The 10,690-nt window shown below is 75.8% G+C and carries 12 protein-coding genes and 2 pseudogenes; 8 read left to right on the plus strand and 6 right to left on the minus strand.

Translation table 11 applies throughout. The features are described 5' to 3' along the window. The first annotated feature begins 634 nt into the window (after positions 1–634). The 4 genes and pseudogenes from BJF88_RS22485 to BJF88_RS15205 all read left to right on the plus strand — a co-directional run bounded on the left by BJF88_RS22485 (position 635) and on the right by BJF88_RS15205 (position 2,874). A pseudogene (locus BJF88_RS22485) lies at positions 635–1,221 on the plus strand (phosphatase domain-containing protein). A 53-nt stretch (positions 1,222–1,274) separates the two neighbouring features. Then, entirely contained in the window at positions 1,275–1,466 is a 192-nt protein-coding gene (locus BJF88_RS15195) for a hypothetical protein (protein ID WP_075829425.1), read from the plus strand. After that, a complete protein-coding gene (locus BJF88_RS15200) occupies positions 1,418–1,921 on the plus strand; it encodes a hypothetical protein (protein WP_075829426.1) in 504 nt (167 codons plus the stop codon). The genes BJF88_RS15195 and BJF88_RS15200 overlap by 49 nt, the downstream gene beginning before the upstream one ends. A 50-nt stretch (positions 1,922–1,971) precedes the next feature. Beyond that, positions 1,972–2,874 (plus strand): hypothetical protein, encoded by a 903-nt coding sequence (locus tag BJF88_RS15205; RefSeq protein WP_075829427.1) that lies wholly within the window; start codon positions 1,972–1,974, stop codon positions 2,872–2,874. 43 nt (positions 2,875–2,917) lie between these two features. On the opposite strand, the gene BJF88_RS15210 is transcribed toward BJF88_RS15205, so the two are convergent. Continuing rightward, positions 2,918–3,361 carry a hypothetical protein gene (locus BJF88_RS15210; RefSeq protein WP_075829428.1) on the minus strand — a complete coding sequence of 148 codons (444 nt, stop codon included), beginning with the start codon at positions 3,359–3,361 and terminating at the stop codon, positions 2,918–2,920. A gap of 132 nt (positions 3,362–3,493) precedes the next feature. Between BJF88_RS15210 and BJF88_RS15215 the strand changes: the two genes are divergently transcribed. Continuing rightward, the gene (locus BJF88_RS15215; protein ID WP_255372083.1) at positions 3,494–4,210 is read left to right on the plus strand and encodes a ZIP family metal transporter; all 717 of its coding nucleotides are present in this window, start codon (positions 3,494–3,496) and stop codon (positions 4,208–4,210) included. Between the two features lie 161 nt (positions 4,211–4,371). Here the strand turns inward: BJF88_RS15215 and BJF88_RS15220 are convergent, their stop codons facing one another. Then, entirely contained in the window at positions 4,372–5,016 is a 645-nt protein-coding gene (locus tag BJF88_RS15220) for a 1-acyl-sn-glycerol-3-phosphate acyltransferase (protein ID WP_075829430.1), read from the minus strand. A gap of 107 nt (positions 5,017–5,123) precedes the next feature. Here BJF88_RS15220 and BJF88_RS15225 point away from each other — a divergent pair, with 107 nt between their 5' ends. Then, positions 5,124–6,338 carry a cation:proton antiporter gene (locus BJF88_RS15225; protein ID WP_075829431.1) on the plus strand — a complete coding sequence of 405 codons (1,215 nt, stop codon included), beginning with the start codon at positions 5,124–5,126 and terminating at the stop codon, positions 6,336–6,338. Positions 6,339–6,363: 25 nt separating this feature from the next. Here the strand turns inward: BJF88_RS15225 and BJF88_RS15230 are convergent, their stop codons facing one another. Continuing rightward, the gene (locus tag BJF88_RS15230; protein WP_075829432.1) at positions 6,364–6,696 is read right to left on the minus strand and encodes a cupin domain-containing protein; all 333 of its coding nucleotides are present in this window, start codon (positions 6,694–6,696) and stop codon (positions 6,364–6,366) included. 38 nt (positions 6,697–6,734) lie between these two features. Between BJF88_RS15230 and BJF88_RS15235 the strand changes: the two are divergent. Beyond that, positions 6,735–7,472 (plus strand): annotated as a pseudogene (locus BJF88_RS15235) (AraC family ligand binding domain-containing protein); the annotation flags it as partial. Positions 7,473–7,474: 2 nt separating this feature from the next. Here the strand turns inward: BJF88_RS15235 and BJF88_RS22490 are convergent. Then, positions 7,475–8,407 carry an NAD(P)-dependent oxidoreductase gene (locus BJF88_RS22490; RefSeq protein ID WP_075829434.1) on the minus strand — a complete coding sequence of 311 codons (933 nt, stop codon included), beginning with the start codon at positions 8,405–8,407 and terminating at the stop codon, positions 7,475–7,477. Positions 8,408–8,492: 85 nt separating this feature from the next. Next, on the minus strand, positions 8,493–9,056 hold the full coding sequence (locus BJF88_RS15245; RefSeq protein WP_075829435.1) for a TetR/AcrR family transcriptional regulator: 564 nt from the start codon (positions 9,054–9,056) through the stop codon (positions 8,493–8,495). Positions 9,057–9,169: 113 nt separating this feature from the next. Between BJF88_RS15245 and BJF88_RS15250 the strand changes: the two genes are divergently transcribed. Beyond that, positions 9,170–10,012, plus strand: a complete 843-nt coding sequence (locus BJF88_RS15250; RefSeq protein WP_075829436.1) for an alpha/beta fold hydrolase — start codon at positions 9,170–9,172, stop codon at positions 10,010–10,012. Between the two features lie 45 nt (positions 10,013–10,057). Here the strand turns inward: BJF88_RS15250 and BJF88_RS15255 are convergent, their stop codons facing one another. After that, complete coding sequence (locus tag BJF88_RS15255; protein ID WP_255372084.1) at positions 10,058–10,519, minus strand: OST-HTH/LOTUS domain-containing protein; 462 nt, start codon at positions 10,517–10,519, stop codon at positions 10,058–10,060. Between the last annotated feature and the right edge of the window lie 171 nt (positions 10,520–10,690).

Consider the following 10,690-nt stretch of genomic DNA (forward strand, 5'->3'; position numbering starts at 1 on the left):
CCCGCCCGTCCCCGACCCCGCCCGTCCCGACCCCGCCCGTCCCCGTCCCGGCCGCCGGTCCCGGACCGCGCGGCTCCGGGGGCCTGTGACAGGGTGGACGGCCCCGCCCCCGACCGGAGACCCCGCGCCGATGACCGCGACCACGACCACGCCGACCGAGCCCGCGCCGACCGTCACGACGGAGCCGTCCGCGTCCCAGCGCCCGCACCGGGCCGCCCGGCTCGAGAACCGGTGGCGCGCCGTCGTCTCGCGGTTCCAGAAGGCACGGGGGTGGCGGCCGCGCGTCGAGCCGTTCACGGGGTACGGCAGCCAGAGCCGCGTCCGCGTGCTCGGCCGCGTCCTGCTCGCGAACCCGGCGTACGACCCGGCGACCACGGCCGACCGGCGGGGGTGGCGCTACTTCTTCACCGCGCCCGCGCCGCGCGAGGAGGTCCGCGTGCACGTGGGCGACGTGACGCTCGACGTCGTCTCCGACCGCGGCGGCTACGTGGACGTGGGCGTGGACGTCGCGCTGCCACCCGGCTGGCACGACGTGACGTTCCGCCCCGCCTCGGGCGACGTCGCCGTCGGGCGCGTGCTCGTCGTGGGCGACGGGCGCCGCCTCGGCGTGGTCTCCGACATCGACGACACCGCGATGGTGACGGCCGTGCCGCGTCCGCTGCTCGCCGCGTGGAACACGTTCGTGCGCCACTCGAGCGCGCGCGTGCCCGTGCCGGGGATGGCCGTGCTGTACCAGGCATCGCGGCCGCGACGCCCGGCACGCCCTTCGTCTACGTGTCGACGGGCGCGTGGAACACCGCGGCGAACCTGCGCCGGTTCCTCCAGCGCCACGGCTACCCGCCGGGCCCGCTCCTGCTCACCGACTGGGGGCCGACCAACACCGGATGGTTCCGCAGCGGCCAGGAGCACAAGAACACGTCGATCGACCGGCTCGTCCGCGAGCTGCCCGACGTCGACTGGCTGCTCGTCGGCGACGACGGCCAGCACGACCCCGAGATCTACTCGCGTGCCGCGCGCCGCCACCCCGACCACGTGGCGGCGGTCGCGATCCGCCAGCTCACCCCGGCGCAGCAGGTGCTGTCGCACGGGTCGCCGGTGCCCGCCCCGGCCGAGGACGCGGACCGTGTGCACCGCGAGGCGCCCGTCCCCACCGCGCAGGGGCCCGACGGCGCCGCGCTCGCCCGGTCCCTCGCCGACGCGCTCGCCGCCTACCGCACCTGAGCCCCGCGCCGTCCACCGATGCGTCGGCGGTGCAGGGGTGGGACGCTGGGCGCATGAGCACCGGACCCGTCCGACGCAGCTCCGAGGCCCTCGGGGACGACGCCGTCGCGGCCGCCACCGGGCAGCCGCGGGCGACGTGGTTCGCGCTGCTCGACGCCCAGGACGCGACGACGTGGACCCACAAGGACATCGCCGCGTGGCTCGTGCGCGAGCAGGGGTCGACGGCTGGTGGGCGCAGTCCCTGACGGTCGCGTACGAGCAGGAGCGCGGGATGCGTGCCCCCGGCCAGCGCTCGGACGGGACGTACGAGGTGAGCCCCAGCCGGTCCGTCGCCGGGACGCTGCCCGAGGTGTACGCGCTCGTCGCCGACGACGACTCCCGGGCGCGGTGGCTCGGCCCGGCGCTCGCCGACGTCGGCGCCGGGGAGACGCTCGAGGTCCTCGGCGCCACCCCGCCGTCGTCCGTCCGGCTCGCCTGGCCCGCCGGCGCCGTCGGGGCGCCCGCGAGCCGGCCGGGGCGCGTCACGGTGACCCTGTACCAGCCGCGGACGCCCGACGGCACGCCCGCCGGCAAGGTCCGCGTGAGCGCGCAGCACGGCGGGCTGGCGTCGGCCGACGACGTCGAGGCGCTCAAGGCCTTCTGGTCCGCCCGCCTCGACGCGCTCGCCGAGCTCGCCGGACAGGTCACCCCGCCGCGGTAGGACCCGCAGCCCGAGGTGCCGTCCCGTCGTCGAGATGATTGCCTGAGGCGATGACGACGACGAGCGGCGCTCCTCCGACCCCCGGACCCGACGGCGACGGGCCCACGCCCACCGACGGGTCGCGCCGCACGTGGCCGTGGATCGTGCTGACGGTCGTGGCGCTGCTGGTCGTCGCGCTCGTGGTCTGGCTCGTCACGCGCCCGGCCGACGACGCGCCGGACGCCTCGCCGTCGCCGAGCCCGACGGAGACCGGCGAGACCTCCCCGTCGCCGACCGAGGACCCGGACGACGAGGAACCGGACGACACCACGAGCGAGCCGACGACGTCCCCCGCCGCCGAGGGCTGCCCGGCCACCGGTGACGGCCCCCCGGACGGCGCGGACACGCACGAGGTCGTCGACGTCGACGGTGACGGCCGCCCCGACACGGCCTGGCTCACGGGCGGCGCCGACCGCACGTTCGGCATCACGACCGCCTCGGGCGCGACGTTCTCGACCCCCGTGGAGTCGGCGAGCCCGCAGCCCGCGAGCGCGGTCGTGAACCTCGTCGCGGCCGGCAGCGGGACGGCGCCGATCGCGCTCGTCGACACGGGCCGCGAGGTCCTGCTGCTCTCGGCCGCCGGCTGCGCGCTCGCCCCGACGGCGAACGCGCAGGGCGAGCCCTACACGTTCGACAAGGGCTTCACGGGCTTCGGCACCGGGGTGGGCTGCACGAAGACCGAGGACGCGCTGCGCCTCGCGGGGCTGGACGCGGTGACCGAGGACGGGACGTCCTTCACCGTCTCCCGGACGTTCGTCGAGCTCGACGCGGACGCACGGACCGCGACGAACGGGCAGGAGGAGACGGTCGCCACCGCCGCGGGGCCGGACGACCCGGTCGTCACGACGGCGCAGGAGGCGACGTGCGGCGACCTCGTGGCGGGGCAGGACGGGCCGGTCGAGCCGCGGTCCTGACCGCGGGCGCGCGTCGGTCGCGGCGGCGCCCGTCGCCGTGGCGTCAGTCGCGTCGGCGCGCCCTGCGCAGGGCGGCGAACGCGCCCGTCGACCACAGCGCCCACGCGACGAGCACCGGCTGGAAGAACAGGCGCCCGAACCGCTTCTCGTCCGTGTCGAGGCCGAACCCGTCCTTCGCCTCGGCCCACTGCGCGAGGTTGCCCGGGAAGATCGCGACGAAGAACGCGGCGGCGATCAGCCCCACCGCGACCTTCCACCGCGACAGCACGACGAGCGACCCGCCGAGCACGATCTCGACGACCCCGGACGCGAGGACGGTGACGTCCTCGTCGACGGGGAACCAGCTCGGCACCTGCGCCTGGAACTCGTCGCGCGCGACCGTGAGGTGGGTCGTCCCCGCGCCGACGAGCGCGAGGCCGAGCGCGACGCGCGCGATCGTCGCCGGGACGGACGTGCGGGTGGGGCGGGTCAGCACGGAGAGGTCCATCGGGCGATCGTCGCACCCGCTCGGGCCGCCCGCAGCGGCGACCGCCGGGGCGGGCGCGCTCCGCCGCGGCGGGCCGGCTCCCGCGATGCGCCCTCGCCCCCGGGCTGCTCCACTGGGACCGTGCAGGGCTTCTTGTGGGGACTCGTCGCGAGCTCGTCGCTGCTGATCGGCGCCGGGCTCGTGCTGTGGCGGCCGCCGGGCAAGCGCCTGATCGGGCTGATCATGGCCTTCGGCGCGGGCGTGCTCATCAGCGCGGTCGCGTACGACCTCGTCGAGGACGCGTCGACGCGCGCGAGCGGCTGGGTGCTGCTCGCCGGGACCGCCGCGGGGGCGCTGACGTTCTTCGGCGGCGACCTGCTCATCGACCGGTTCGGCGGGGAGGGGCGCAAGCGCTCGACGGGCGTCCAGGCGCAGGGCCAGGGCGGCGCGATCGCGCTCGGCACGGTGCTCGACGGGATCCCCGAGTCCGTGGTGCTCGGCTCGACGCTGGTCGGCGGAGGGGGCGTGAGCATCGCGGTGCTCGCGGCGATCTTCCTGTCGAACCTGCCGGAGGCGATGTCCGCGACGTCGGGCCTCGTCCAGGCGGGGACGTCGCGGGGTCGCCTGTGGCTGCTGTGGGGCGGCACGACGGCGGTCTCGGCCGTCGCGGCCGGCGTCGGCTACGTCGCACTGGGCTCGGCGTCGGGCGCGACCGTCGCCGTCGTGCAGGCGTTCGCCGCCGGCGCGCTGCTGACGATGCTCGTCGACACGATGATCCCGGAGGCGACGGAGTTCGGCGGGCCGGTCACCGGTCTCGTCACCGTGCTCGGGTTCGCGACCGCGTTCGGGCTGAGCGCGATCAGCGGCTGAGCCGGGGCGCGAGGGCGGGCCCTCGCCGTCGAGCACGCCGCTGGTCGCCGTCGAGCACGCCGCTGGTCGCCGTCGAGCACGCCGCTGGTCGCCGTCGAGCACGACCTTGACGTCGTCATCCCGCCGATAACGACACCAGGGTCGTGCTCGGCGCGGGGCGGTCAGGCGGCGAGCTCCTGGCCGCTCAGGCGGTGGATCGACGCCATGACCTCGTCGGTGAGCTCGCGACGCGCCTGGGCGGGCCTCGCACCGGACGTGAGCTGGCGCGACGGGTCGATCGGCCGGCCGAAGTGCACCTGCACCCGGTGGATGCGCGGCAGGCGCGCCCCGACGGGCTGGACCTTGTCCGTGCCGCGCACCGCGACCGGGACGACGGGCGCGTGCCCGGCGAGGGCCAGCCACGCGACGCCCGTGCGGCCCGGGTGGAGCTTGCCGTCGCGCGAGCGCGTCCCCTCCGGGTAGATGCCGAACGCGCCGCCGTGGGTCAGCACGGAGAGCGCGTCCTCGAGCGAGCGCTGCCCGGCACGGGGATCGTCGCGCTGCACGGGGATGTGCCCCATCTTCGTGAAGAACCACCGCGACAGCCGGCCCTTGAGCCCGCGCCCGGTGAAGTACTCGGCCTTGGCCAGGAACGTGACGTGGCGCGGCGCGACGATCGGGATGAGGAGCGAGTCGATGAACGACAGGTGGTTGCTCGCGAGGATGACCGGGCCGCTGCGCGGGACGTTGGTGCGGCCCGTGACCTGCGGACGCAGCAGCGCGTACGCCAGCAGCGACAGGACGAGCTTCAGCACCCGGTAGGTCATCCGCTCATTGTGCCCGACGCGCGGAGCGGCGCCGCGCGGTGCGCCGGGCCGTGCGGCATGCTGGTCCGGCACCGCCGCGTCCCGCCGCCGGCCGATCGGAGGCCCGTGTGAACCCGTACGCCGACCTCGTCCCGGTGTTCGTGGTGGCCCTCGCCGCTCCCCTGCTCACCGGGCTGATGCCGGTGCGGACCCGCGTGCCGCAGGTGGTCCTGCTCCTGCTCGGCGGGGTGGCCATCGGCCCGCAGGTCCTCGACGCGTCCGGCCCCGACGCGGTCACGCTGCTCGCCGACCTCGGCATGGGCTTCCTGTTCCTCCTCGCCGGCTACGAGCTCGAGCCCGATCTCCTGCGCCGCCCCGTCGGGCGCCGGGCCGGCGGGGCGTGGGCGACGTCGTTCCTGCTCGGCGGCGCGGCGCTCATGCTCCTGCCGGGCCACCAGCCGCCCGAGCTGCTCACCGCGGGCGCGATCGCGCTCACGACGACGGCGCTCGGCATCGTCCTGCCGATCCTGCGGGAGGACGGCCGGCAGGGCGGGCGGCTCGGGCGGTCGGTGCTCGTGCTCGGGGCGTTCGGCGAGCTCGGGCCGATCGTCGCGATGGCGGTGCTCCTCGGGACGCGGAACTCCGGCACCGCGACGCTGCTGCTCGTCGCCTTCGCCGCGCTCGCGCTCGCGCTCGCCACGGTCCCCGAGCCGATCCGTCGCGGCTTCGGCGGGCGGCTCATGTCGCTGTCCGAGCACGGCACCGGTCAGAGCACCCTGCGGCTGACCGTCCTCCTGCTCGTCACCCTGCTCGCGGTCGCGCAGTCCATGGGGTTCGACGCCGTCCTCGGCGCGTTCGTCGGCGGCATGGTGCTGCGCCGCTGGGCGCCGGGCGACGTCGAGGCGCTGGAGCGCAAGCTCGACGCGGTCGCGTGGGGCGTGTTCATCCCCGTGTTCTTCGTCAGCTCCGGCATGGGCCTCGACGTGGACGCGATCGTCGCGGAACCGCTGCTGCCGCTGATCTTCCTCGTCGCGATGCTCGTCGTCCGGGGCGGCCCGGTGCTGGTGTGGTTCCGCCGCGAGCTCCCCCGGACCGAGCGCGTGCAGGCCGCGCTGTACTCGACGACGACCCTCCCGCTCCTCGTCGCGCTCACGCAGATCGCCGTCGACGACGGGTCCATGCCGTCCGACGTGGGCGCCGCCATCGTGGGCGCGGGCGTCCTGTCGGTGGTCACGTTCCCCCTGGTGGCGAGCCGCCTCGGCGGGCGCGGCCGGCCGAGCGAGCCCGCGCGCGACGACGGGGCGGCCGACGAGCCCCCGGAGGACGTGGTGCCGACCGTGTGACGCGCGGCGCGGTCAGGGCGCACGGTCAGGACGCGTCACCGGGCCGCGTCTCCGCCGGGGCGAACACCACGACGACCGTCAGGTCCTCCACGACGTCCACGAAGCGGTGCTCCTCGCCGGCCGGGACGAACAGCACCGACCCCGCGACGGCGTCGACGGTCCGCGTCGGCGTCCACAGCCGGCCGCGCCCGGCGAGCACGACGTACACCTCGTCCTCCCGGTGCGGGCCCTGCGGGTCGTGGGCGCCCGCCGGGATCACGTACGTGCCGACGCTCATCGCGGGCACGCGCAGCGTCTCGACGTAGCGCGCGGCATCCGGCGGCACGGCGGCGCTGCGGTCGGTCGTCAGGTCCTGCACGTCTCCTCCTCGGGGGGCGGCGTCTGTAGCGTGGGCGCGTGCACACGGTAGCGGCGGGCGTCCGGCTGCGGTTCGGTGCCGGCGCCCCCGGGATCGAGCGCCTGCAGGCGTCGCTGCGCGGCGAGGCGTTCTCGCCGCACCGCCACGACACGTACGCGGTCGGCGTGACGCTGGCCGGCGTGCAGACGTTCCGCTACCGCGGGCAGCAGCGGCACTGCCTCGCCGGCCAGTGGCACGTGCTGCACCCCGACGAGGCGCACGACGGCGCCCCCGGCACCGACGGCGGGTTCGGCTACCGCATCCTCTACGTCGACCCGGCGCTCGTGCAGGCCGCGCTGGGCGGCCGGGCGCTGCCGTTCGTCGCCGACCCCGTCGTGCGCGGGCCGCTGCCGGGCCTCGGCGCGCACCTCGCCCGCCTCGACGAGCCGCTCGACGACCTCGCCGCGGCCGAGCTCGCCGCGACGGTCGCCGACACGCTCGAGCGGCGGGCCGACCGGGCACCGCGGGGCCGTCGGCCTGCGCCGCGGGTCGACCTCGGTGCCGTGACGCGCGTGCGCGACCTGCTCGCCGACGACCCCACCGCGGCGCACACCGCCGCCGACCTCGAACGCGTCGCCGGCACGGACCGGTGGGCGCTCGCCCGGCAGTTCCGCGCGGCGTTCGGGACGAGCCCGAGCCGGTTCCGCGCCCAGCGCCGGCTCGACCGTGCGCGCACGCTCCTGCGCGCGGGCACGGGCCTCGCCGACGCGGCGGCGCTCGCGGGGTTCGCCGACCAGAGTCACCTCACCCGGGCCTTCCGCTCGGCGTACGGCCTGCCGCCCGGCGCCTGGCGCGATGCGTTGCGGAACGCCTCGAGCGTCGCGACCATGTCCGCGCCACCGAGGCCCGCGGCCGACGTCGCGCGGTAGACCTCCTCGACCGCCGCGAGCAGCGGGGTCGCGGCCCCGGCGTCGTGGGCGGTCGCGAGCGCCAGGCGCGCGTTGCGCCACGCGTCGTCGACGGCGGCCTGGACGTCGTGGTCCGCGCGCACGAGCTTGTCGGCCTTCGTGCGCGAGACGGCCGAGGCCATCGGTCCGGCGTCGAGGACGCGCTCGAGCACGCGCGCGTCCACGTCGGTGCGCTCCGCGACGTGGAACGCCTCGACGAGGGCGGTCACCATCCCCACGAGGTAGGTGTTCACGGCGATCTTGGTGCGCGACGCGGCCGGCACGGGCCCGCAGCGCACGACGGCGCGGGCGACCGGGTCCATCAACCGCTCGACCGTGGCGAGCGCGGCGTCGTCGTCGCCCGCGAGCATGACGACGAGCTCGCCCGCCTCGGCCGGTCCGCGCGAGCCCGAGACGGGCGCCTCGACGAGCGTCCCGCCGGCGGCGCGCACGTCGTCGGCGAGGTGCGCCGACCAGCCGGGTGCCACGGTCCCGACCTGGACGAGCGTCGTCCCGCGCACGCGCCGGGCGAAGGCCGACGTGCCGCGGCCGAGGACGTCGTCGACGGCGGACTCGTCGGTGAGCGCCAGCACGACGACCGCGGCACGCGCGACGACCTCGTCGACGTCGGCGGCGAGCGTCGCCCCCGCCCGGACGACGGCGTCCGCGCGGCCGGGCGTGCGGTTCCAGACGACGAGCTCCTCGCCCGCCGCGAGCAGGCGCAGCGCCATGTGCGCGCCCATCGTGCCGAGCCCGACGAACCCGGTCGCCGACCGTCCACCCATCGCGTGCCGCTCCTCTCCCGGCGCACGGTGCGCCGAGGACGGTCTACCGCGGCGCCGGACGAGCGGTCTTGAACGGTCGTGCGCGTCAGGCGGGAACGGCGGCGTCGATCAGCGCCTCGGCCGCGGCCCGGGCCTGGCGGGCCACGTCGGCGTCGCGCGTGATCGCCGCCGTGGTCTGCGCGCCCTCGGCGAGGAGCACCACCTGGAGGGCCACGGCGTCGGGCAGGCCGGCCTCCTGGACGAGCTCCTCGACGTACCGCCGGAACGACTCCTTGTGCTCGCGCACGGCCTCGGCGACGCGCGGGGACGTGGCGCCCAGCTCGCCGAAGGAGTTGATGAACGCGCACCCGCGGAAGCCGTCCTCGCGGAACCACGCATCGAGGAAGTCGAAGACGGCGAGCACCTGCTCGCGGGGCGTGTCCGCCTCCGCGGCCCACCGGTCCAGCCCGTCGGCCCACTGCTGCGTGCGCCCGGCGAGGACCGCGACGACGAGGTCCTCCTTGGACGGGTACAGGGCGTAGATCCGCTTGAGCGACACCCCCGCCTCGGCGCGGACGGCGTCCATGCCGACCGACTGCACGCCCCGGGCGTAGAAGAGCCGGTCGGCGGCGGCGGTCACCGCCGTGCGCGCGGTCGCGTCGTCGAGCATCGTGCACCTCCCGTTCACGCCGGACCCCTTGCGCGGAGAACCAGCGTTCTCTAGTGTAGCGAGCACACGGAGAACGACCGTTCTCCGACGGTTTCCGGACAAGGGAGCACGCCATGGGGTACATCACCGTCGGGCAGGAGAACACCACCGACATCGAGCTGTACTACGAGGACCAGGGCGCGGGTCAGCCGGTCGTCCTCATCCACGGGTACCCGCTCGACGGCCACAGCTGGGAGCTCCAGACGCGCGAGCTGCTCGCCGCCGGCTACCGCGTGATCACGTACGACCGCCGCGGCTTCGGCGGGTCGAGCAAGGTCGGGTCGGGCTACGACTACGACACGTTCGCGAAGGACCTCGACACCGTCCTCGAGACGCTCGACCTGCGCGACGTCGTCCTCGTCGGCTTCTCCATGGGCACCGGCGAGCTCGCCCGGTACGTCAAGAACCACGGGCACGACCGCGTCGCGAAGCTCGCGTTCCTCGCGTCGCTCGAGCCGTTCCTCGTCCAGCGCGACGACAACCCCGAGGGCGTGCCGCAGTCCGTGTTCGACGGCATCGTCGAGTCCGCGCGCACCGACCGCTACGCCTGGTTCACGCAGTTCTACTCCGACTTCTACAACCTCGACGAGAACCTCGGGTCGCACATCAGCGAGGAGGTCGTGCGGGCGAGCTGGAGCACCGCGGTCGGGTCGGCGCCCGTGGCCGCGTACGCCGTCGTGCCGTCGTGGATCGAGGACTTCCGCGCCGACGTCGAGGCCGTCCGCGCCGCCGGCAAGCCGACGCTCATCCTGCACGGCACGAAGGACAACATCCTGCCCATCGACGCCACGGGCCGACGGTTCAGCGCGCTCGTCCCCGACGCGGAGTACGTCGAGGTCGAGGGCGCCCCGCACGGCCTGCTGTGGACCCACGCGGACGACGTCAACAAGGCGCTGCTCGGGTTCCTCGGGCGCTGACCCCGGACCGCCGTGCCGAGGGCCGGGCCCACGGCACGGCGGGGGTCACGCCACGGTGACGAGGTAGTCGTCGGCGTCGTCGTCCCACGCCAGGGCGACGGCGCCGCCGGCCTGCGCGGCCTTGCAGAACTGGAGGAAGCCGCGGTAGCCGAGCGCCTTCTCGCTGAAGTCGGGCCGGCGCTTGCGGATCGCGTTCTTCAGCCCGGACAGGGCCGCGGACCCGCCCTCCTCCTGGACCACCGAGCGCAGCAGCGCGAACGACGACGCGGTGTCGCCCTGCTCGGGCAGCGACACCTCCGGGTCGCCCGTCGCCGGGCCCTGCGCGAGCTCCACGACGCCGCGGTCGGCGAGGAAGCGCAGGAACTCGCCGAACGTGCGGAAGCCGTAGTCCGCCTCGCTGAACGTCGGGTCCTTGCGCAGCAGGGTGCGCTTGAGCACCGACGCCGTCACCGCGCCCCCCGTCGAGGACGCGAGGTCGGCGAGCGTCTGGGCGACGCGCACCTCCATCGGCACGTCCTCGCCCGCGCCGCCTCCTCGCCGCGTCCGTCGCCGGCGCCGGTCGCGCGAGTCGCGCGGTCCGGCACCTCTGGCCGCTCACCGGTGGTCGTGCGGTCCTGCTCGCGGTTGGCGTTCGTCGCCGCGTCGTGCTCGTGGCGAGCGGCGTGATCCAGAGCTTCG

Source organism: Cellulosimicrobium sp. CUA-896 (genome assembly GCF_001942335.1).
Taxonomy (GTDB): domain Bacteria; phylum Actinomycetota; class Actinomycetes; order Actinomycetales; family Cellulomonadaceae; genus Cellulosimicrobium.

Bases quoted from the DNA above. Each gene is read 5' to 3' on its own strand.
- BJF88_RS15220 (WP_075829430.1), bottom strand. From the start codon at position 5,016: ATGACCTACCGGGTGCTGAAGCTCGTCCTGTCGCTGCTGGCGTACGCG.
- BJF88_RS15195 (WP_075829425.1), top strand. From the start codon at position 1,275: ATGAGCACCGGACCCGTCCGACGCAGCTCCGAGGCCCTCGGGGACGAC.
- BJF88_RS15250 (WP_075829436.1), top strand. From the start codon at position 9,170: ATGGGGTACATCACCGTCGGGCAGGAGAACACCACCGACATCGAGCTG.
- BJF88_RS15255 (WP_255372084.1), bottom strand. From the start codon at position 10,519: ATGGAGGTGCGCGTCGCCCAGACGCTCGCCGACCTCGCGTCCTCGACG.
- BJF88_RS15210 (WP_075829428.1), bottom strand. From the start codon at position 3,361: ATGGACCTCTCCGTGCTGACCCGCCCCACCCGCACGTCCGTCCCGGCG.
- BJF88_RS15245 (WP_075829435.1), bottom strand. From the start codon at position 9,056: ATGCTCGACGACGCGACCGCGCGCACGGCGGTGACCGCCGCCGCCGAC.
- BJF88_RS22490 (WP_075829434.1), bottom strand. From the start codon at position 8,407: ATGGGTGGACGGTCGGCGACCGGGTTCGTCGGGCTCGGCACGATGGGC.
- BJF88_RS15205 (WP_075829427.1), top strand. From the start codon at position 1,972: ATGACGACGACGAGCGGCGCTCCTCCGACCCCCGGACCCGACGGCGAC.